28 protein-coding genes are annotated in these 19,706 nt (G+C 57.9%); 9 read left to right on the top strand and 19 right to left on the bottom strand.

Going from position 1 to position 19,706, the window contains the following annotated elements; all coding sequences use genetic code 11:
- The first annotated feature begins 4 nt into the window (after nucleotides 1-4).
- From FGKAn22_RS03575 to FGKAn22_RS03540, 8 genes are all read left to right on the top strand, one after another.
- Nucleotides 5-715, top strand: a complete 711-nt coding sequence (locus FGKAn22_RS03575) for an ABC transporter ATP-binding protein (protein ID WP_212786613.1) — start codon at nucleotides 5-7, stop codon at nucleotides 713-715.
- Nucleotides 712-3,084, top strand: coding sequence for an ABC transporter permease (locus tag FGKAn22_RS03570; RefSeq protein WP_212786612.1), 2,373 nt, complete (start codon nucleotides 712-714; stop codon nucleotides 3,082-3,084). Before FGKAn22_RS03575 ends, FGKAn22_RS03570 begins: the two co-directional genes overlap by 4 nt.
- 7 nt (nucleotides 3,085-3,091) lie before the next feature.
- Nucleotides 3,092-3,511, top strand: coding sequence for a DUF2141 domain-containing protein (locus FGKAn22_RS03565; protein ID WP_212786611.1), 420 nt, complete (start codon nucleotides 3,092-3,094; stop codon nucleotides 3,509-3,511).
- A 44-nt stretch (nucleotides 3,512-3,555) separates the two neighbouring features.
- Complete coding sequence (locus FGKAn22_RS03560; RefSeq protein WP_212786610.1) at nucleotides 3,556-3,957, top strand: response regulator; 402 nt, start codon at nucleotides 3,556-3,558, stop codon at nucleotides 3,955-3,957.
- Between the two features lie 72 nt (nucleotides 3,958-4,029).
- Nucleotides 4,030-4,698: a M23 family metallopeptidase gene (locus FGKAn22_RS03555; protein ID WP_212786609.1), complete on the top strand. Its 669-nt coding sequence runs from the start codon at nucleotides 4,030-4,032 to the stop codon at nucleotides 4,696-4,698.
- 60 nt (nucleotides 4,699-4,758) lie between these two features.
- Complete coding sequence (locus FGKAn22_RS03550; RefSeq protein ID WP_212786608.1) at nucleotides 4,759-5,076, top strand: antibiotic biosynthesis monooxygenase family protein; 318 nt, start codon at nucleotides 4,759-4,761, stop codon at nucleotides 5,074-5,076.
- 48 nt (nucleotides 5,077-5,124) lie between these two features.
- Nucleotides 5,125-5,688 carry a Spy/CpxP family protein refolding chaperone gene (locus FGKAn22_RS03545; protein ID WP_212786607.1) on the top strand — a complete coding sequence of 188 codons (564 nt, stop codon included), beginning with the start codon at nucleotides 5,125-5,127 and terminating at the stop codon, nucleotides 5,686-5,688.
- A gap of 442 nt (nucleotides 5,689-6,130) precedes the next feature.
- Nucleotides 6,131-6,631 (top strand): DUF2846 domain-containing protein, encoded by a 501-nt coding sequence (locus FGKAn22_RS03540; protein ID WP_212786606.1) that lies wholly within the window; start codon nucleotides 6,131-6,133, stop codon nucleotides 6,629-6,631.
- Between the two features lie 129 nt (nucleotides 6,632-6,760).
- Here FGKAn22_RS03540 and FGKAn22_RS03535 read toward each other — a convergent pair whose 3' ends face one another.
- From FGKAn22_RS03535 to FGKAn22_RS03445, 19 genes are all read right to left on the bottom strand, one after another.
- Nucleotides 6,761-7,249: a YbhB/YbcL family Raf kinase inhibitor-like protein gene (locus FGKAn22_RS03535; protein WP_212786605.1), complete on the bottom strand. Its 489-nt coding sequence runs from the start codon at nucleotides 7,247-7,249 to the stop codon at nucleotides 6,761-6,763.
- Nucleotides 7,250-7,271: 22 nt separating this feature from the next.
- Entirely contained in the window at nucleotides 7,272-7,775 is a 504-nt protein-coding gene (locus tag FGKAn22_RS03530; RefSeq protein ID WP_212786604.1) for an Hsp20/alpha crystallin family protein, read from the bottom strand.
- A 37-nt stretch (nucleotides 7,776-7,812) separates the two neighbouring features.
- Entirely contained in the window at nucleotides 7,813-8,181 is a 369-nt protein-coding gene (locus FGKAn22_RS03525) for an HPF/RaiA family ribosome-associated protein (protein WP_212786603.1), read from the bottom strand.
- 23 nt (nucleotides 8,182-8,204) lie between these two features.
- Complete coding sequence (locus FGKAn22_RS03520) at nucleotides 8,205-8,654, bottom strand: CBS domain-containing protein (RefSeq protein ID WP_212786602.1); 450 nt, start codon at nucleotides 8,652-8,654, stop codon at nucleotides 8,205-8,207.
- 51 nt (nucleotides 8,655-8,705) lie between these two features.
- Nucleotides 8,706-9,470 carry a class I SAM-dependent methyltransferase gene (locus FGKAn22_RS03515; protein ID WP_212786601.1) on the bottom strand — a complete coding sequence of 255 codons (765 nt, stop codon included), beginning with the start codon at nucleotides 9,468-9,470 and terminating at the stop codon, nucleotides 8,706-8,708.
- 1 nt (nucleotide 9,471) lies between these two features.
- Nucleotides 9,472-9,918 (bottom strand): Hsp20/alpha crystallin family protein, encoded by a 447-nt coding sequence (locus tag FGKAn22_RS03510; protein ID WP_212786600.1) that lies wholly within the window; start codon nucleotides 9,916-9,918, stop codon nucleotides 9,472-9,474.
- Between the two features lie 186 nt (nucleotides 9,919-10,104).
- Nucleotides 10,105-10,578 (bottom strand): LexA family protein, encoded by a 474-nt coding sequence (locus FGKAn22_RS03505; protein WP_212786599.1) that lies wholly within the window; start codon nucleotides 10,576-10,578, stop codon nucleotides 10,105-10,107.
- Between the two features lie 7 nt (nucleotides 10,579-10,585).
- Nucleotides 10,586-11,176, bottom strand: coding sequence for a LexA family protein (locus FGKAn22_RS03500; RefSeq protein WP_212786598.1), 591 nt, complete (start codon nucleotides 11,174-11,176; stop codon nucleotides 10,586-10,588).
- A 75-nt stretch (nucleotides 11,177-11,251) separates the two neighbouring features.
- Entirely contained in the window at nucleotides 11,252-11,770 is a 519-nt protein-coding gene (locus FGKAn22_RS03495) for a disulfide bond formation protein B (protein ID WP_246487449.1), read from the bottom strand.
- Nucleotides 11,767-11,961, bottom strand: coding sequence for a Fe-S cluster assembly protein IscX (gene iscX, locus FGKAn22_RS03490; protein ID WP_212786597.1), 195 nt, complete (start codon nucleotides 11,959-11,961; stop codon nucleotides 11,767-11,769). The genes FGKAn22_RS03495 and iscX overlap by 4 nt, the downstream gene beginning before the upstream one ends.
- Nucleotides 11,962-11,965: 4 nt before the next feature.
- The gene (fdx, locus tag FGKAn22_RS03485; RefSeq protein ID WP_212786596.1) at nucleotides 11,966-12,298 is read right to left on the bottom strand and encodes an ISC system 2Fe-2S type ferredoxin; all 333 of its coding nucleotides are present in this window, start codon (nucleotides 12,296-12,298) and stop codon (nucleotides 11,966-11,968) included.
- Nucleotide 12,299: 1 nt separating this feature from the next.
- Nucleotides 12,300-14,165 (bottom strand): Fe-S protein assembly chaperone HscA, encoded by a 1,866-nt coding sequence (gene hscA / locus FGKAn22_RS03480; protein WP_212786595.1) that lies wholly within the window; start codon nucleotides 14,163-14,165, stop codon nucleotides 12,300-12,302.
- Complete coding sequence (hscB, locus tag FGKAn22_RS03475) at nucleotides 14,165-14,707, bottom strand: Fe-S protein assembly co-chaperone HscB (protein WP_212786594.1); 543 nt, start codon at nucleotides 14,705-14,707, stop codon at nucleotides 14,165-14,167. The genes hscA and hscB overlap by 1 nt, the downstream gene beginning before the upstream one ends.
- Entirely contained in the window at nucleotides 14,707-15,030 is a 324-nt protein-coding gene (iscA, locus tag FGKAn22_RS03470; RefSeq protein WP_212786593.1) for an iron-sulfur cluster assembly protein IscA, read from the bottom strand. The genes hscB and iscA overlap by 1 nt, the downstream gene beginning before the upstream one ends.
- Before the next feature lie 17 nt (nucleotides 15,031-15,047).
- Complete coding sequence (gene iscU, locus FGKAn22_RS03465; protein ID WP_212786592.1) at nucleotides 15,048-15,464, bottom strand: Fe-S cluster assembly scaffold IscU; 417 nt, start codon at nucleotides 15,462-15,464, stop codon at nucleotides 15,048-15,050.
- A gap of 80 nt (nucleotides 15,465-15,544) precedes the next feature.
- Nucleotides 15,545-16,753, bottom strand: coding sequence for an IscS subfamily cysteine desulfurase (locus tag FGKAn22_RS03460; RefSeq protein ID WP_212786591.1), 1,209 nt, complete (start codon nucleotides 16,751-16,753; stop codon nucleotides 15,545-15,547).
- Nucleotides 16,754-16,765: 12 nt separating this feature from the next.
- Nucleotides 16,766-17,233 carry an Rrf2 family transcriptional regulator gene (locus tag FGKAn22_RS03455; RefSeq protein WP_212786590.1) on the bottom strand — a complete coding sequence of 156 codons (468 nt, stop codon included), beginning with the start codon at nucleotides 17,231-17,233 and terminating at the stop codon, nucleotides 16,766-16,768.
- Between the two features lie 98 nt (nucleotides 17,234-17,331).
- Nucleotides 17,332-18,060 carry a serine O-acetyltransferase gene (gene cysE / locus FGKAn22_RS03450; RefSeq protein ID WP_246487448.1) on the bottom strand — a complete coding sequence of 243 codons (729 nt, stop codon included), beginning with the start codon at nucleotides 18,058-18,060 and terminating at the stop codon, nucleotides 17,332-17,334.
- Nucleotides 18,044-18,817, bottom strand: a complete 774-nt coding sequence (locus FGKAn22_RS03445) for an RNA methyltransferase (protein ID WP_212786588.1) — start codon at nucleotides 18,815-18,817, stop codon at nucleotides 18,044-18,046. The genes cysE and FGKAn22_RS03445 overlap by 17 nt, the downstream gene beginning before the upstream one ends.
- An 83-nt stretch (nucleotides 18,818-18,900) precedes the next feature.
- On the opposite strand from FGKAn22_RS03445, the gene FGKAn22_RS03440 reads away from it, so the two are divergent.
- Nucleotides 18,901-19,701, top strand: coding sequence for an inositol monophosphatase family protein (locus FGKAn22_RS03440; protein WP_212786587.1), 801 nt, complete (start codon nucleotides 18,901-18,903; stop codon nucleotides 19,699-19,701).
- Nucleotides 19,702-19,706 lie beyond the last annotated feature (5 nt).

The raw sequence follows: 19,706 nt of genomic DNA, 5'->3' as shown, positions 1-19,706 counted from the left end.
ACACGTGTCCAATCCAGAACAAGGTATCCACATGATCAAACTATCGGGCGTCAAAAAAGTTTTCCCGGGTAGTAACGGAAGTTTCACGGCACTCGACAACATCGACCTGCACCTTGCCGCCGGCGAATTCGTCGCCATCGTCGGCAAATCTGGCAGCGGCAAGTCCACACTGCTGAACATGCTCACCGGCATCGACCATCCGGACAGCGGTGTGGTGACCATCAATGACACCCGGGTTCATACGCTTCCCGAAAGCCAGCTCGCAAAGTGGCGGGGCGCCAATATCGGCATCGTCTTTCAATTTTTCCAGCTCATCCCCACGCTCAGCATTCTGGAGAATCTCCTTCTTGCCATGGATTTTGTAGATGTCATTCCGAAGCCGAAACGGGCGCAGCGCGCCAGAAGCTTATTGAACCTGGTTGGAATCGAACAGCACGCCGACAAATTCCCCGCGGCATTATCCGGCGGCGAGCAGCAGCGTGCCGCCATCGCCCGCGCGCTGGTCAACGCCCCGCCCATTCTTGTCGCCGACGAACCCACCGGAAATCTGGACAGCAAGAATGCCAGTGAGATTCATGCCCTCTTCCGGCAATTTTCCAGGAGTGGAAAGACTGTCATTGTGGTGACTCACGAAGATGTGTCGGCATCCGGATATGACCGGATCGTTACCCTGCAGGATGGCGCCCTGGTCAGCGATGAGAGGGGTGCCGCGTGAATCTCAGATTAAGAAAAGCCGTCAATGACTTGTGGGCGAATCCTGGCCGCACCCTGCTTGTCATCTTCGCGCTTACCATTGGACTATGGGGCGTCGGGTCGATCCTGGTCTCGTACTTCATCCTGAAGAGCGACCTTAACGAGAATTTCACCAGAACCTATCCATTTCATGTGGCGTTGACGTCAAAGGATTTTGCCAAGCTCGATCTTTCCTCATTCAGGCAACGTCCGGAAATAGAGAGGGCGGAGTTCCGCGACCTTTCGTATCAGCGGATCGAGGTTTTTCCGGATCAGTGGCTGCCGCTGTGGCTCTTCGGCCTGAATGATTTCGAAATATTCCACCTCGCTCGCGTATACCATGAAGACGGGCCAGTAACGCCGCCCCGCGGGACGATATTGGTGGAACGGAACGGGCGGCTGGTGTCGAATCTGACGACCGGCTCCGTTGCTCGTATACGCGCCGGCGGAAAAATACTGCGAGTTCCCGTTTCCGGTATCAGCTTTGACCCGGCACAGGCGCCCTCCACGCAGGACGCCTTTATCTATGCCTATGCCGACAAGCGCACATTTACCGAAATCACCGGCGAACCTGCCAACCAGCGACTGATCTTCCGGTTAAGGAATGCAGGTACCAAACAGGAGATTCAAACGGCCGCGAATACGATTGTGGAAGATCTTCGTGCCCGCGGAATCGCCATCGACAACATTAACATCCCCAAGCCGAACCAACATCCCCACCAGTGGCAGTTGAACACTTTGCTTGCATTTCAGGGAAGCATCGGTTTGCTGGCTTTTCTGATGGGGGCGGTCCTGGTATCGCAGTTGATCGGGGCCATCCTTGCGCAACAGGTCAGGCAGATCGGCGTGCTCAAGGCCATCGGCGCCACGCAGTGGCAGGTTTTCAGCATCTATCTGGCCATGGTACTTACGCTGGGCATACTGGCGAGCATCGTCGCCATTCCGCTGGCGGTGATCTCCGGTTATGGCTTCGCCGCATTCGTTGCGAAGATACTCAATTTCAATATTCTCACCAAGGAACTTCCGCTCTCGCTGTATGCCGGCCTGATTGCTTGCGGATTGCTGCTGCCCATCCTGTTTGCTCTTCCTGCCCTGTTGAGGGGAGTCGGCATCTCCGTGCAAAGCGCACTGTCCGACTATGGCATAAGCCTGGGCTCTGCATCCGGGAAGAAGGTGGCAGCCGCGCGCTGGCCTTTGCCTTATGGCTTCCGGCTGGCTTTGCGGAATGCCCTTCGACGCAAGAAACGCCTGGCGACAACAGTAGCCACCATTGCGCTGGGAGTGGCGATCTTCAGTGCGGGCTTTAACGTGCGTGAATCGCTGATCGAATTCCTAGCCGACACAAGATACGCCATGAAATATGACGTTCAGGTTGTCCTGAAAGAGCAGATACCACGCGAGAAAGCGCTGGCACCGTTCCAACATCTAAGTAACGTCCAACACATCGAAACATGGAATGGGGGACGTGGCAGATTGCAATCTTCAGTGATATCGACGAACAATGGTATCGGCATCGTCGCCCTGCCCCACGACACCGATCTCGTAAAGATGGACGTCACCAAAGGCCGCTGGCTGTCCCCCTCGGATGGCATCGAGATCGTGATGAACCAGGGAGCGGTAGAACAGTTCGGCGAGCCCGTTGAACCGGGCAAGCTGTACCGGATCAACCTCAACGGCAAACCGGTTCAGGCCAAACTCGTAGGCATAGTCAAAGAATTCGATGTGGCGAAGATATACATCGACAAAGAGCAATACGACAGGACCGCCAACCCTGAACATCTGGTCAACAGTCTGATGTTCGCCACCGAAGACAGGAGCTTCGACAACGTCGTCAAACTGAAGAAGGATATCGAAAGAGTCATCAGCCGGACGGACCTTAACGTCTTTTATGTCATGTCCCAGGCTGAGCGCGCGAAGATCATCTACGACCATCTCAGCATCATCCTTACGCTATTCACCTTCCTCTCTGCGCTGGTGCTGGTGATCAGTACGCTGGGCATGGCTGCATCAACCGGCACCAACATCATGGAGAGAACCCGCGAAATCGGTGTCATGCGTGCGATCGGCGCGACTCCTTCGATCATCTATCGCCTGTTCGTTGCCGAAGGTGCCGTGGTCGCTTTCGTTGGCATCGTTTCAGGATTCCTTCTGAGCTTGCCGCTCAGCCTTTACGCCTCAGAGTTCTTCGGCGAACTCATCCTGGGTCATGGCGTATCGCTCCATTTTGCATTCAGCCAGATTGGTTTCGTGGTCACCCTGGCGATCACATTGGTCTTTGCGTGGCTGGCAAGCCGGTTGCCGGCTCGTAAAGCGATTTCAATATCAAACAGAGAGGCCCTGTCGTATGAATAAGATATTTATGGCATCAATCCTGATTCTGCTTTCACAGAACTGCTTTGCCGACGACTCATCCGGGAACCTGACAATCCAGGTGCGCGGCCTGCTCCATGAGCGCGGGCAAGTGATCGCCAATCTATTCCGTGAAGGAGACGACGTCATGCAGATCGAGAAAGCCTATCTTCGCACGCAAGGAAATATCAGCGGCAATCAAACTCGGCTCGTCTTCCAGAATCTCAAATATGGGAAGTATGCGGTCAGCGTATTTCATGATGGAAACGGCAATGGCAATCTGGATCACAACCTGCTGAGCCTGCCCGCCGAACCGCTCGGATTTTCAAATGGTTTCCAACTGGGGCTGTTCTCCGGTCTGCCCAGTTTCGAGAAACTTCAGTTCGTTTTTGGGCCGGGCGCAGACACGATTGAGATCACGGTCAAATAGAATCTATGTTCATCCGACTAACTTAAGCAGATGAGGGAATCATAATGCTTGGCGTTCGGGCGCGGATCGACGGTGCACATATCCTATTGGCCGAAGACAACGAACTCGGTCAAGAGGCGATAACAAGGTTCCTGGAACTGGCAGGGGCGAAGGTATGGTTGGCCAGGAATGGGAAGGAGGCACTGGATTTGTTGCATCATGCGCATTTTGATTGTGTGTTGATGGATGTGCAGATGCCTGTAATGGACGGCCTTGAAGCCACCAGGTTGATCCGATCAACGAATGCATTTGCCGGGATACCGGTAATTGCGATGACAGGCGATGCATCGAACGAGTCTCGTCAGCGTTGTCTTGCAGCAGGCATGGACGATTTCATCCCCAAGCCATTTATGCCAGGCAAGTTTTTGGACGAATTAAGCAAATGGTTGCCGACCAGGAAGACATGAAGCCGAGCTTGAGGAGAATGCTCATGACGGAGCTGTCAAATGAATAACGGTTATGCATCAAGATAAGTAGCTATGGAATCAATCCACAACATCTCAATTCATCCTCCCCTTAAAGGGGAATGGAAGGTCATGAGGCCGCCGGGGCACCATCCTTATGCTGTCGACTTTATACAGCTGGATGATGAAAGAAAGTCTCCACATGAGGGGAGCGGATTACGCTTCTACGTAAACCATATCCCGTCAAAGAACTACTTTTGCTGGAACAAACCTGTTTTCGCACCGATTGACGGAACGGTGATTCGTGTTGGAAACGGATGGGGCGATCACGAATACACCAGTATCTGGAAAACAGTTTTGCTCTGGTATAACGCAACTTTCAAATTTCGCCCCAAAGAAGAAGACGGCAGATTGGATATCAGGCCAAATGCCGGAAATTACATCATGATACGGGCCAAGGAAGGCTATATCGTTTTTCTCGCTCACCTCAAGAATCAGTCAATACGGGTTGCCGAAGGCGCCCTAGTGCGGCGGGGAGAAATAGTTGGAATGGTAGGCAACTCGGGTAATTCGACAATGCCTCACCTTCATATCAATTTATTCGACCAAATGGAAAATCCTTTTAAAGCAAAAGTACTTCCATTTGTGTTCAGCGACTATGAAACATTGGATAGCAATGGACACTGGGTTCAGACTGGACCAGCGCTGCCAAGCGCAGGTGCGCTTGTGAGGTTTCATGCATGACAACACCATCAACACGCACGTCCATTTCTCGCCTGATAGGCGATTCACGAGGAGATCTGAATGGCATCATCACCATCAATAACGCCCCACCCCCCTTACTACGCCGTGATCTTTACCTCTGTCCGGCAAGATGGCGATAACGGCTATGCCGAAGCTGCGAAACAAATGTTGGAGCTTGCCTCCGAGCAACCGGGCTTTCTTGGCTTCGAGAGTGCAAGGCAAGAAATCGGAATCTCCGTTTCATATTGGGTGAGCCAGGAAGCAATAAAGGCCTGGAAAGAAAACGCAATTCATCGCCAAGCCCAGAGCCGCGCAAAGGATTGGTATAAAGCTTTTCGAGTTCGCGTGTGTTGTGTGGAACGCGAGTATGGTTTTTAGTCTGCAGGCCCCCTTAGCGTCGTTACCCCTTTCTCCGAGGAGTATCCTATGAACAAAGCAAAGCAATCTGCTCTCTGCCTGATAGCTTTCACCACCCTTGCTTACGCGGGCGAGACAACTACGCCGAATCAATACGTCGGTCAAGAGTCGAGGGCGATAAAGGCTTTATCAGCCGATGACGTTGAGAGCTATCTTGCCGGTAAGGGCATGGGTTTGGCCAAAGCAGCAGAGCTAAACGGCTATCCTGGCCCTTCTCATGTATTGGCGCTTGCCGGCGAACTGAACCTGTCGCCCGCGCAAAAGCAACAGACTGAAGCGCTATTTAGGGCAATGGAAGCCAAGGCCAAGCAAATCGGCGGCGCCCTCATTGATGAGGAGCGAAAGCTTGATCGATTGTTCGCTTCGAAAGCAGTTACGGCGGAAAGTCTTACGCAGACGCTAAGGCGAATCGGCGAGTTGCAGGCCCAAGTGCGGCAGGCCCATCTTGAGTCCCATCTGGCTCAGACAGAGATCCTTACTCCCGAGCAAGTGACGACCTACATGAAGCTGCGAGGGTACGGTAGCCCAGTGAAGAATGACGAACACTCAGGACGTGGGCACTCAAAGGGCTAACCCTACGGTCAACCGGACCCGCGCCGCTGTTGGGTTCCCTCCGGCCGTCTATTTCCGGCGGCCGGTTACCTCCACGCTAGGCTTTTTAGAGAGTTGCCAATCAGGCGTCTCGTTTCCGAGTTACCGAGCCTCAACCAGCACAAGCAAAAATATCATGCGTGCATTGACACTCTGTTTTGCAGAGTCTTATACTCTGCAAAACAGAGTTAATCCTTTCCGGAGGAACCGAAACAAGTGGCGGCTGCTGCAAATCATTTTTCGCGGGGCATGGACGATTTCATCCCTAAGCCATTTATGTCTAGACGAACTAGGCAAGTGATTGCCGGGCAGGGAGTTATGAGATCGATCTTAAGGAAGAATGTTCGTGTCCGTATTATCAAATACATGTCCGGACAGATCCGTCATATGAACAACTGTAGAGAACACACTAAGGAGAGTCATTATGCTTAAGCAATATGTACTGCTTGCGGTTGTTGCCATGGGTCTGTTTGGCTGTGCGTCGGTGCCGATGGGAGATTCAAATAAAGACGCGGCTCTGAAGACGTTCGGTGGGAACTCTGATATTGCTGGCGTATATATTTATCGCAATGAGTCCTTGGGGCCCGGTCTTCGCATGATCGTCCAAGTTGATGGAAGACCTCTTGGACAAACGGCGCCTAGAGTTTACCTCTACACGGAAATTTCTCCCGGGAAACATGTGATCACTTCGACAACACTAAATCCGTTTACGGGAAATTCAGAAAATGAGACTGATAGCCTCGAATTCGAAGCGATTGCGGGTAAGCGCTATTACATATGGCAGGAGGTGAAACCTGACTGGAATCCCTTGGCATTTGTTCTCCCTTTGCCCTGGATATATCTCCCGCATCCCAAGCTCCATTTAGTTGATGAACCTGAAGGGCAAAAAGGGGTTCTCGAAACTAAACTTGCGGTTTCTCAGTAGCGCCAACTATGCAGCGCAATAAAAGAACGGAATCTATATATACTCCCCTTGCCTCGAAAACGAAGCGACGATAGAGAATTCAGATAGATTGAGCAAAGGCGAATGTTTCAACCCAGGCTGCGAAACGAATCAGCGATGCTGATATCTCCCGACCAGTTCTGCCCGGGCAATGACATGCCCCTGCATCGCCTGTTCCAGCATGGCGCTGGTGGGCTGATTGAGATTGGGCAGCACGACATTCAGCGCGAACAGCTTGAAGAAATAGCGATGGTTGCCGATCGGCGGACACGGCCCTCGGTAGCCGGCTCGCTGCCAGTCGTTGATGCCCTGTAGCGTCCCCTGCGGCAAGGCCGTGGCCGCCACTCCTTCGGACACCCCGTGCGTGTTGGGAGGCATGTTGTAGAGCACCCAATGCACCCAGGTCCCGCGCGGATCCGCCGGGTCTGGCGCATCCGGATCATCGACGATCAGCGCCAGGCTTTTCGTTCCTTCGGGCACGTTATCCCAGGCAAGCGCAGGGGAAACATTCAATCCGTCGCAGGTGTGGCGCGCCGGAATCGCGCCATTGTTGGCGAAGGATGCCGAGGTAAAAGCCAACGCGGCAAGAGTCAAAGCCATGTTGTTCTCCCTGTCGCAGCGATCAAGATATACGCACCGTCGTGCCAGATGCGACAGCAGACTTGGGCACGCGGACGGTCAGCACGCCGTTGCGGTAACTCGCCTCTGCCTGGTCGGCATCGACATTGCGCGGCAACGGGATGGCGCGCTGAAATGAGCCGTAAGCACGCTCCATGACGTGGTAGGTGCTGTCGCTGGTCTCGCGCTCGATGCGCTTTTCCCCGCTCATGTAAAGCATGTTGCCTTCAATGCTGACGTGGCAGTCTTCTTTTTCCAGGCCGGGAAGCTCTACTCGCACCAGAATATCTTTCGCGGTTTCTTCCACTTCGCCCGCCAGCAATCCCCAGCGTGGAAAGCGTGCGAGATCGCTGCCGGTAACTGCCGCCTCTTCCTTGCCGCGGGAGAAATGCGTCAACGCGTTGCTGCTCCGGCTGAGCAGTTCGCGCCAACCTTCCGACAAGCTCTCCCAGGCGCGGTTGATTTCGCGACCGATGTTCATCCCTGCCTGTTTCAACGAATCCAGCATGATCGGTCTCCTTGTTCTGGTAACCAAACCGGCCCGTTCAACCCGCCCGCAACCCGGCGCCTTCTCCCCGTTGCTTCGGCTCATGGGTTTTGACGTCGCCGCGAAATTTGCGCACATAGTCCTCAAGCTGGCGTTTCGCTGCGTCGAAGGCATCACGCAAGGCGACATAGACATCCTCGTTCATGTCGCGGTTGACCACGATCTCATGGCCGGGTACGCCGATGTCGATACGCACGTTGTACATCTTGCCCTGATGCTGGTGTTTGTGCGGGATCTCCACCACGACGCGACAGGAGGTGATGTGCTCGAAGAATTCATCGAGCTTTCTCGCCTTGTTGCGGATATGCGTTTCCAGCTCTTCGGAATGGGCCGCACCGCGGATGGTGATCTGCAACGGGATCTGCATGGTGCTCTCCTTGGGACAAAGGGTTAACGGCGGCTCCTCGCCTCTTTTTGCTGCTCCAACTTGACCAGTTTGGAGATCGCAAGCAATTCTTCCGACAACAATTCCAGCAAGTCATCCAGGGCAAGAATGCCCACCAGGCCATTGTGTGCATCCACCACCGGCAGACGGCGCACCCCCTTGCTGCGCATGTACTGGATCGCCTCGAACACGCCGGTATTTTCCCTGACCGTGACCAGTTCGCCCCCCATGATGTCGCCCACCGTGATGGCCGCCGGACCGAGTCCGGGGGCCATGATCTCCACGACGAGATCGCGGTCGGTCACGATGCCCACCGGCTCCTTCCTGCCCGTGCGCTCTTCAACTACCAGTACATCGCCGACATGATGCTGGCGCATCAGCCTGGCGGCATCCAGAGCGCTCTCGTTGCGCCCCAGGATGACGACCTCGCGATTACAGATTTCACCAATGGCCATGATGCCTCCGTTTCCGGTAAATGATTGACTCATTCCAGCGCCAACCGGAACTCATCCCGCCCAGCCGTCTTGTCCATGAGATGTCGCCATGACTTTAGCCAGGGACACCGCCTTGAATTTCTTGTTGTTCCTGACCTCGACCATGGTGCAAAAATCGAGCAGGTCCACAGGTTGGGTGCTCATCGCCACCAAGCCGGTTTCGTCCAGAAAATGCTCCAGTGAAAAATCCGGATGGAATCCAAGCTGCCTGGACAACGGCACAAGCAGGCTCTCGATACCGCCCACCACAGGATTGCTGCTGTGGGAGTGATTCACAAAAAACAGATGGCCATTGGGTTTGCATACCCTGCGCATCTCGGCTACCAGCCGTTCCGGATGCGGCACGACGGATGCGACATGCATGGCAACCACCCTGTCGAAGCTGTTGTCCTCGAACGCCATCTCCTCGGCATCCATCAGGGACAACGACACCACGTTATCCAGTTGCTCTCGTATTTTCCTGGCATGAGCCTGGGCCAGCATGTCACGGGAAATATCGATCCCGGTGACCGTTACATCCTTGGGATACAGCGGCAGGGAAAGGCCCGTACCGACACCGACTTCAAGGATCCGCTCTCCCGGCGCACAGGCCATGCGCTCGACGATGGCCTTGCGCCCGGGCTGGAAGATCGCCCCGAAGAAGAGATCGTAGAATCGCGCATACCGCCGGTAGGCACGCTCTATGGCGCCGTTATCCAAGTGGCCACCTCGCCGGAAGGTCAGGCGGTCAGTCGCAAACAGACCGCCACGATTGAACAAGCCATAATCGGCCTTCATATCACGAAACGGTGAGTTCCTTGACGCCACCCCCGGACTTCTTGGGCAACATGATCTCCAGCACCCCATCGTTATATTTCGCCTGGGCTGAGGCCTCGTCGACTTCGTGGTCGAGGGTGAAGCTGCGGAAGGTCTTGCCATAGCTGCGCTCGCAGCAGATCAGCCGCTCGCCCTCCTTCTCTTCCTTTTCCTGCTTGACCTCGGCGCTGATGGAAACCCGGTTTCCCTCGATGGACACATGGATGTCTTCCTTCTTCACCCCGGGAATCTCCGCCTTGACCTTGTAAGCGCCCTCCACTTCCGACACTTCCATTTTTATCTGGGGCTCCATGCTCATTTCGCGGAGCATGGGCCGCATCATGAATCCCTTCATCATGTCATTCATATCTCTGAAGGGCTCGAAACGCGTCATCTCGCTGAACGGGTCGAAACGGGTGAGGTTGGCCATGCCTGTTCTCCTTTAGATCAAATTCGATAGCAAAAAAGATCCCGCGAATGCAGTCGGGGTATCTTTCCGGGTAAATGAACTTTATCGAGGCACAGGTGGCAGTTGAATACAGGGAAGCCAGTATTTCGGCTGTCTGGGGAAGGTAATTACGACTGAAGAGATTCGACGCGCGGCCGCGCGTACGGCTCAGGGAGTATGTTTATGGACGTTCCAGCTCACCACGCCCCAGATGGTGAATTCCTGTCCGGACTTGATGCGGATATCCTCATAATCCGGATGCGCGGCTCGCAGCACCTGCCCATCCGAGGTATGGAACAGCTGCTTCACGGTGAATTCGCCATCCACCACGGCGATCACCACGCAGCCGTCCGTGGCAGGCTGCGCGCGGTCCACCACCAGCAGGTCGCCGTCGAAGATGCCGAGGCCGCGCATCGAGTCGCCCGCCACGCGCATGAAGAAGGTGGATTCCCGATGCTGGATCAGGTGTTCGTCCAGACTGGTGCGCCGCTCGACATGGTCGTCGGCGGGGGTTGGGAAACCTGCCGGGACGGCGCGGCGCAACAGGGCGCGCTGGCGATGGAGCAACTCCCTGTTCGGATGGGTCAGCGACAACAACGCGGCAGGCACGGCACGGCGGCCCTGGTGAATGATGGATTGCATGGGATAGTTACCGGTATTTGCGGATCAGACCGACCAGCACGCCGAAGATCTCCAGCGAGCCTTGCGGATGGATGACGGGATAGGCCTGGTTGGCCGGACGCAGCACGAATTTCCCGCGCTCCTTGTCCAGCGTCTTCAGGGTGAATTCGTTGTCGACGATGGCCACGACGATGTCGCCGACATTGGCGGTCAGGCGCTTCTCCACCACGGCGATATCCCCGTCATGAATGCCGGCCTCGATCATCGAATCGCCTTTGACCGGGATAAGCGTGGTTTTGGATGGCGTCTCGATAAGCATTTCGTCGATGACATAGTGCTCGCCCTGCGTGGCGGTGACCGAGACCGGCATGCCGGCTGGCACCGCGGATTCGGCCAGCGGACGGGCGAAGAACTGCGGCGTCGGCACCCATACACCATCCGGGGTGCGCTCGATGAAACCGGCCTCGCCCAAGCGGGTAAGGATGGCCTTCACCCACGACTTGGACGCAATGCCGAACACTTCGCACAACGAAGCGTAGGAAGGGATGCTCTTCCAGTCGGCGTAATAGTCCTGCAGCCTGGAAAGGTACTCGGAGTCTTTGGGGTTGAACTCGGTCATGGCGACACCATACAGAACGAACGTTCTTCGCACTGTAAAGAACGTTCGTTCTGATGTCAACCCGTAGCGAGTTGTTTATGAGTTGGCGGTGCGCCTTAAAGAAATCAGCACTGCCCATGCCCCCAGCACGAGGTAGCACAGCAGCGACCACTCGGGGATGCCGAGACCGAGGAGGGTCCAGCCTTTTGCCGCGCATTCGCCGGAACCGTGCATCAGCTCCTTCAGCACGTCGGCCATCGGCATGGTTTCGAGCATGTAGTCGAGGCCGGGGCCGCATGCCGGCACCTCATCCTTCGGCAGGTGCTGGATCCAGATGTGGCGCGCCGCAACGCCGATGCCGGACAGCGACAGCAGTCCGATCAACGCGGCATAGATGCGCTCGCCGAGACGCTTCGGCCCGTGCAATGCGGCGACGACGAACACGACCAGGATCGCGATGAACACCGCACGCTGCACCATGCACAACGGACACGGGTCCTGGTGCTTGACGTATTGCAGGTACAGGCCGAACCCCATCAGGCCGCTGGCAAACAGCGCGCCCGCCAGGTACAGCCAGCGGTTGGAGAGATTGCGACAGAGTGCGTACATCGTCATTCCACCTCGTCGATCCACGCCGCCTGGATGGCCTCGAGCACCTTCTCGCCGCCGCGCGAGTGGTCGTCGTCGAAGTCCTCCAGATCGACCACCCAGTTGTGGAGGTCGGTGAAGCGTATGGTGCGCGGATCGACATCGGGATGGGCTTCCGCCAGTTCGATGGCGATGGGTCTAACGTCAGTCCATTTCATCTCGCTACTCCTTGACCATATTGATGGTGTACTTGGGAATCTCCACGATCAGATCCTCGTCGTCCACCACTGCCTGGCAGGACAGGCGCGAAGTCGGCTCCAGCCCCCAGGCCTTGTCGAGCATATCCTCTTCCAGCTCCTCCGCCGGATTCAGGCTATCGAAGCCCTTGCGCAGGATGACGTGGCAGGTGGTGCATGCGCAGGACTTCTCGCAGGCGTGTTCGATCTCGATGCCGTTATCGAGCAGGGTGTCGCAGATCGTGTCGCCGCTCTTGGCTTCGATGACCGCGCCGTTCGGGCAAAGTTCGACGTGAGGCAGGACGATTATTTGCGGCATCTCAACCCTCCAGTTCCGAAATCTTCTGCCCCGCCAGCGCGCGCCTTACGCTCAGGTCCATGCGGCGTTGCGCGAACTCGGTGGTGGCCTGGTTCAGTTTCTCGATGCCGCGCTTGATGACGAGATGGTCATCCTGTTGCAGGAAGGCGGCCAGCTCGTCCATCTTGCTCCGGATGGCGGAAAGTTCCGCTTCGCTCAGCAGCGTGCCGTCCTGATCCAGCGCGTGTTGCACGGCTTCGAGCAGCTGCTTCGCTTCGGTCTGCTGCTCGCGCAGGGCGCGCGCCACCATGTCGTTCTGTGCGTGCTGCGCGGATTCCTGCAGCATGCGAGTGATTTCGGCGTCCGACAACCCATAGGAAGGCTTGACCGTGATCGCCGCCTCGATGCCGCTGCTCATCTCACGCGCCGACACGTTCAACAGGCCGTCGGCATCCACCTGCAAGGTCACGCGGATGCGAGCCGCGCCCGCCACCATGGGCGGGATGCCGCGCAACTCGAACTTCGCCAGCGAGCGGCAATCGCTCACCAGTTCGCGTTCGCCCTGCACCACATGGATGCTCATCGCGGTCTGACCGTCCCTGAAAGTGGTGAACTCCTGAGCTCGCGCGGTAGGGATGGTGCTGTTGCGCGGGATGATCTTTTCGGACAAGCCGCCCATGGTCTCGATGCCGAGCGACAAGGGGATCACGTCCAGCAGCAGCCACTCATCGCCGCCGCGGTTGCCCGCCAGCAGGTTGGCCTGGATCGCCGCGCCCAGCGCCACCACCTTGTCAGGGTCGAGGTTGGTCAGCGGAACTTGCCCGAAGAAATCGCCCACCGCCTGCTGCACTTGCGGCATGCGCGTCGCGCCGCCGACCATCACCACGCCCTTGATGTCCGCCACGCTCAGCTTCGCATCGCGCAACGCCCGGCGCAACGGCTGCAAGGTGCGCTGCACCAGGTTCTGCGACATCGCCTGGAACTCTTCGCGGGTCAGCTGGTTGTCGATCACCTCGCCGTTCGACAACACGGCGGTGATGCGCGTCTCGGCATGGTCGGTCAGTTGTTCCTTCGCAGCACGCGCGTGGGTCAGCAACAGGCGAGTGTCCTGCGGGCTGAGCGCGGAAAGATCGTTCTTCTCCAGCAACCAGCAATGGATGCGCTGGTCGAAATCGTCGCCGCCCAGCGCCGAGTCGCCGTTGGCGGCAAGCACCTCGAACACACCGCGCGACAGGCGCAGGATGGAGATGTCGAACGTGCCGCCGCCAAGGTCATATACCGCATACACGCCTTCTGCGGCGTTATCCAAGCCGTAGGCGATGGCAGCGGCAGTGGGTTCGTTTAGCAGGCGCAACACGTTGAGCCCGGCGAGTTTCGCCGCATCCTTGGTCGCCTGCCGCTGCGCATCGTCGAAATAGGCCGGCACGGTGATCACCGCACCGACCAGTTCGCCGCCCAGCGCGGCCTCGGCGCGGACGCGCAGCACCTTGAGGATTTCCGCCGACACCTCTACCGGGCTCTTCACGCCCGCCACGGTGCGCAATTGCAGCATGCCGTCGGCGTCGACGAAGCGATACGGCAAGCGGCTGATCTCGCCGACATCCTTTAGGCCGCGCCCCATGAAACGTTTCACCGAAACGATGGTGTTGACCGGATCGTCGCTCTGCGTGGCCTGGGCCGTCTCGCCCACGGTCACGCTGCCGTCTGCCGCATAGCGCACCACCGAAGGCAGCATGGCGCGGCCGTTTTCGTCATTGAGCACCACGCTGATGCCGTTGCGCACCGTCGCCACCAGTGAATTGGTCGTACCGAGGTCGATGCCGACCGCCAGGCGGTGTTGATGCGGAGCTGTGCTGAGGCCGGGTTCGGAGATTTGCAGTAAAGCCATTAGGAGTCGATTGCGTCGTAGGCGGAATGAATCTCTTCCGCGAGTTTTTCCATGAAGCGCAGCTTGCGCACCAGTCCGGCGGCATCCGCGTAATTTTTCTCGGCGTCGATTTTAACCTCAAGCTCTGTTTCAAGCTCGCGAGTTTCGCGATTCAGACGCGCCTCTAGTCCATCCAGCACCGCGACATCTCCTGCCTGCTGCGCCTCGGCGATGGCCTCGCGCCATTCCATCTGCGCCATGAGGAAATCCAACGGCATGCTGGTGTTGGTGTCCTCCTGGGTGTCCACGCCGTGCAGCGTCAACAGGTAGCGCGCGCGACGCAACGGGTTGCGCAACGTCTGGTATGCCTCGTTCACCTGGGTGGAACGCTGCATGGCGAGGCGCTGCTCGGCATCGGAAAGGTGGGCGGATTTGTCGGGGTGAACCTGCGCCTGCAAGGCACGGTAGTGCTGATCCAATTGCGCAGCATCGATGTCGAATGACTGCGCCAGACCGAACAGCTGGAAGTGGTTTTGCTGGAGATCGAAGCCTGAGGGCTGCATCAAACTTTAAAACTCTCGCCGCAGCCGCAAGTATCTTTGACGTTCGGGTTATTGAACTTGAATCCCTCGTTCAATCCCTCGCGCACGTAGTCCAGTTCCATACCGTCGATGTAGGGCAGGCTCTTGGGATCGACCAGCACCTTCACCCCGTTGCTGTCGAACTGGATATCGTCGCTGCCGATCTCGTCGGCGAACTCGAGCTTGTAAGCCATGCCGGAGCAACCGCTGGTGCGCACCCCGATGCGCAGGCCAGCGCCCTTGCCGCGCTTGGCGATGAAGTTCAACACATGCTTGGCGGCATTTTCAGTCAGCGTGATCGCCATGATTTATTCTCCGTCCGTTAAACGCCGCCCTTGCAGGCGGCGGTCTCCACATTCTCGCCATGCTTGGCCTTGTAGTCGGCCACCGCTGCCTTGATCGCGTCTTCCGCGAGGATGGAGCAGTGGATCTTCACCGGCGGCAGCGCCAGTTCTTCGGCGATCTGCGTGTTCTTGATCTGCAGGGCCTGATCCACGGTCTTGCCCTTCACCCACTCGGTCACCAGCGAACTCGAAGCGATCGCCGAGCCGCAGCCGTAGGTCTTGAACTTCGCATCCTCGATCACGCCGTCCTTGCCGACCTTGATCTGCAATTTCATCACGTCGCCGCAGGCCGGAGCGCCGACCATGCCGGTACCCACGTCCGTCGAATCCTTGTCCAGCGAGCCCACGTTGCGCGGGTGCTCGTAGTGATCCAGTACTTTTTCGCTGTAAGCCATTTTGTGCTCCTGTAGAGGCGCGATTCATCGCGCCCAATATATTGACGATCACTAAGGGCGCGATGAATCGCGCCCCTACGTCAGTGTGCAGCCCACTGCACGGTGTTCAGATCGATGCCCTCTTTGTACATATCCCACAGCGGCGACAGTTCGCGCAGCTTGCCGATCTTGTCGTTCAGCAGCGCGATTACATAATCCACTTCCTCGACGGTGGTGAAGCGACCGACGCTGAAGCGGATCGAGCTGTGCGCCAGTTCATCGCTGCGGCCCAAGGCGCGCAGCACATAGGACGGCTCCAGGCTCGCCGAAGTGCAGGCGGAACCGCTGGACACTGCGACATCCTTGATCGCCATGATCAGCGACTCGCCTTCGACGAAGTTGAAGCTGAGGTTGAGGTTGTGCGGCACGCGGTGTTCCATGTCGCCGTTGATATGCACCTCTTCCATGCTCTTCAGCCCGTTCAGCAGGCGATCTCGCAGCATGCGAACTCGCTCGTTCTCCTGCGTCATCTCTTCCCTGGCGATGCGGAACGCCTCGCCCATGCCGACGATCTGGTGCGTCGGCAGCGTGCCGGAACGCATGCCGCGCTCGTGCCCGCCGCCGTGCATCTGCGCTTCCAGCCGGACGCGCGGCTTGCGGCGCACGTACAGCGCGCCGATGCCCTTCGGCCCGTAAGTCTTGTGCGCGGAGAACGACATCAGGTCAACCTTCAATTTCTGCAGGTCGATCTCCACCTTGCCGGTCGCCTGTGCCGCATCGACGTGGAACAGGATGCCCTTCTCGCGGCAGATCTCGCCGATGGCGGCGATGTCCTGGATCACGCCGATCTCGTTGTTCACCAGCATCACCGAAACCAGGATGGTGTCAGGACGCAACGACGCCTTGAATTTTTCCAGGTCAAGCAGGCCGGAAGGCTCTGGATCGAGATAAGTCGCTTCGAAACCCTCGCGTTCCAGTTCGCGCACGGTATCCAGCACCGCCTTGTGCTCGATGCGCATCGTGACGACATGCTTGCCCTTGCCCTGATAGAAATGCGCCGCGCCCTTGATGGCGAGGTTGTTCGATTCGGTGGCGCCGGAGGTCCAGACGATCTCCTTGGGATCGGCATTCACCAGCGCGGCGACCTGCGCGCGCGCCTGCTCCACCGCCTCGTCGGCTTCCCAGCCGAAAGCGTGGGAACGGGAAGCCGGATTGCCGAACTTCTCGGTGAGATAGGGAATCATTTTTTCCGCCACGCGCGGGTCAACCGGCGTGGTCGCGGAATAATCCATGTAGATCGGCAGTTTCAAGGTTCGATTCCTTTAGGCCGTAGTACCCGCGCTGGACATGTTGTCCAGCGACACGGGCACCGCATCGCCATTGTGCTTGTTGTGAACATCCACCAGCTGCTGCAGGTTGACCGACTCCAGATAGTCGAAGATCTTCTCGTTCAAACCCATCCACAGATCATGAGCGATGCATGGCTTGCCACACAGGCAATCACCCTTGCCGCCGCAACTGGTCGCATCCAGCGGCTCGTCCACCGCCTGAATGATCTCGGCAGCACTGATCTTGTCCGCCGTACGCGCAAGGTAATAACCGCCGCCGGGACCGCGCACGCTCTCGACGATGTTGTTGCGGCGCAGCTTGCCGAACAGTTGTTCCAGATAGGACAACGAAATGTTCTGCCGTTCGCTGATCCCTGCCAGCGTCACGGGGCCTTTCCCGCCTCGCGTCGCTAGGTCAACCATCGCCGTAACGGCAAAACGTCCTTTTGTGGTCAGTCGCATGTCAACATCTCCTATTTGCAGAGTACTGAGTTTGAATCATTCAAAATCGCCAAGGTTCAACGCTTTATTGTGAATGAATCATAGAATACCCAATTTTTTTAGTCAACTATCTTGTTTAGGTGATTAGGGTCAAATTTTTCGGCGGTAGCGCGCTCCTCTTCCACCCTCACCCCCATCTTCTCCAACTGCTGAAGAATGAAGTCGATACGCTGGTCCACCGTCATGCTGTGGCCGATCAGGCCATGCAGCGCCTTGGAAACCGGGTCGTTCTGGTCGTTGCTGAGGCCGTAGGCGCTGAAACCCGCCGCCTTCTTCTCCTCGTCGAGGATGCGCGCCGGAATACCCGCCGCCGTCGCGCCCGCCGGAACGTCCTTCACCACCACCGCGTTCGAGCCGATCTTCGCGCCGTCGCCGATATGGATCGGGCCAAGGATCTTCGCCCCCGCGCCGACAACCACGCCGTTGCCCAGTGTGGGATGGCGCTTGCCTTCCTTCCACGAAGTGCCGCCCAGGGTCACGCCGTGGTACATGGTCACGTCGTCGCCGATCTCGGCGGTTTCGCCGATCACCACGCCCATGCCATGGTCGATGAAGAAACGCCGCCCGATGGTCGCGCCCGGATGGATCTCGATACCGGTAAAGAAACGGGCGATGTGCGAGATAAAGCGCGCCAACCACTTGAAGTTGGCGTGCCACAGCTTGTTCGCCATGCGATGAAAGATGCGCGCATGCAGCCCCGGATAGCAGGTCAGCACCTCGAAGGTGGTCCGCGCCGCGGGGTCGCGGTCGAATACGCTGGCAATGTCTTCTCTAATGTTCTTGAACATCCGAGTGTTCTTCCGAATAGCGTTTTTTGAGGCGCGCATTGTACTCGGTTGTGACGCTGAGGATACCGCGCAGGATGTTGATCTCCTCCGCCTCCGGCCGCGCGCGCGCGTACAGCCGGCGCAACCGCTGCATCAGGCGCGAGGGATTCTGCGTGGTGAAGAAGCCGATCTCGAACAGCACCTTCTCCAGGTGAGCGAAATAGCCCTCCACCTGCTCGTGGGATGCCGGTTGCACTTCCTGCACCCGGGGCACGAAATCCTGCGCTGCCGCGCTCAGCTCATAGCTCATCACCTGCACCGCAGCGGCGACGTTGAGCGAGGAGAAGTCCGGATTCGTCGGGATGTTCACCAGCACCTGCGCCTTGCCCATTTCCTCGTTGGTCAGCCCGGACATCTCGGTGCCGAACAGCATGGCCACCGGCTGTTGCGCCGCCTGTTGCAGCAGTTCCGGCATCGCCTCGCGCGGCGTCTTCACCTCGATGGAGATGTCGCGCAGCCGCGCCGTCATCGCCACGGTGAACACCACGCCCTGCAACGCCTCGTCGATGGACGAGCACACCACCGCGTTCCGCAAGATGTCATCCGCCCCCGCCGCCATCGCATCGGCCTGCGGATCGGGGAAGTGGCGAGGATTGATCAGGTACAGGTGGCGCAGCCCCATGGTCTTCATCGCACGAGCCGCCGCGCCGATGTTGCCGGGATGCGAAGTGTGGCTGAGCACCACCCGCACATTCCCCAAATGATTTTGTTTATCCAAAACGTAATTCCAACTAAAATGCGTGCCGTGGGAACCGTTCCGGCGTTCCCGATTCCATCAGCTCATTAAAAAGGTCGTTATCCATGCACCCAATGCTAAACATCGCGGTGAAGGCCGCGCGTCGCGCCGGCAACCTGATCTACCGCGCCACGGACAAGATCGATCACCTTACCGTCACCAGGAAATCCCATGCGGATTTCGTCAGCGAGGTGGACCGCGCCGCCGAACAGACCATCATCCAGACCTTGCTGGAAGCCTATCCTGACCACGCGATTCTAGCAGAAGAGAGCGGCACCCAAGGCGACTCGGAGTTCGTCTGGATCATCGATCCGCTGGATGGAACGACCAATTTCCTGCACGGCTTTCCGCAATTCGCCGTGTCCATCGCGCTGCAGCACAAGGGGGTCATCACCCAGGCCGTGGTGTACGACCCGACCAAGAACGAGCTGTTCACCGCCACGCGCGGCCGCGGCGCGTTCCTCAACGACAAGCGCATCCGTGTCACCAAGCGCGTGAACCTGGCCGACAGCCTGATCGGCACCGGCTTCCCCTACACCAAGTTCGATCACATGGATGCCTACGTCGGCATCTTCAAGGACCTGATACAGAAGACCGCGGGCCTGCGCCGCCCCGGCTCCGCCGCGCTGGACCTGGCGTGGATGGCCGCGGGCCGCTATGACGGCTTCTTCGAGACCGGCCTGCACGTCTGGGACATCGCCGCGGGCACGCTGCTGATCACCGAAGCGGGCGGCATGGTCAGCGACCTGCACGGCAAGGAGACCTACCTCAAGACCGGCCACATCTGCGCGGGCAACCCGAACATCCACCCGCAGCTGCTGCAAGTGATCGCGCCGCACCTGACGCCCGCACTGAAGGGCCAGTAACGGAC

Origin of the sequence: Ferrigenium kumadai, from assembly GCF_018324385.1 — a bacterium.
Taxonomy (GTDB): domain Bacteria; phylum Pseudomonadota; class Gammaproteobacteria; order Burkholderiales; family Gallionellaceae; genus Gallionella; species Gallionella kumadai.
This window is presented reverse-complemented; position numbering and strand designations above follow the sequence as displayed.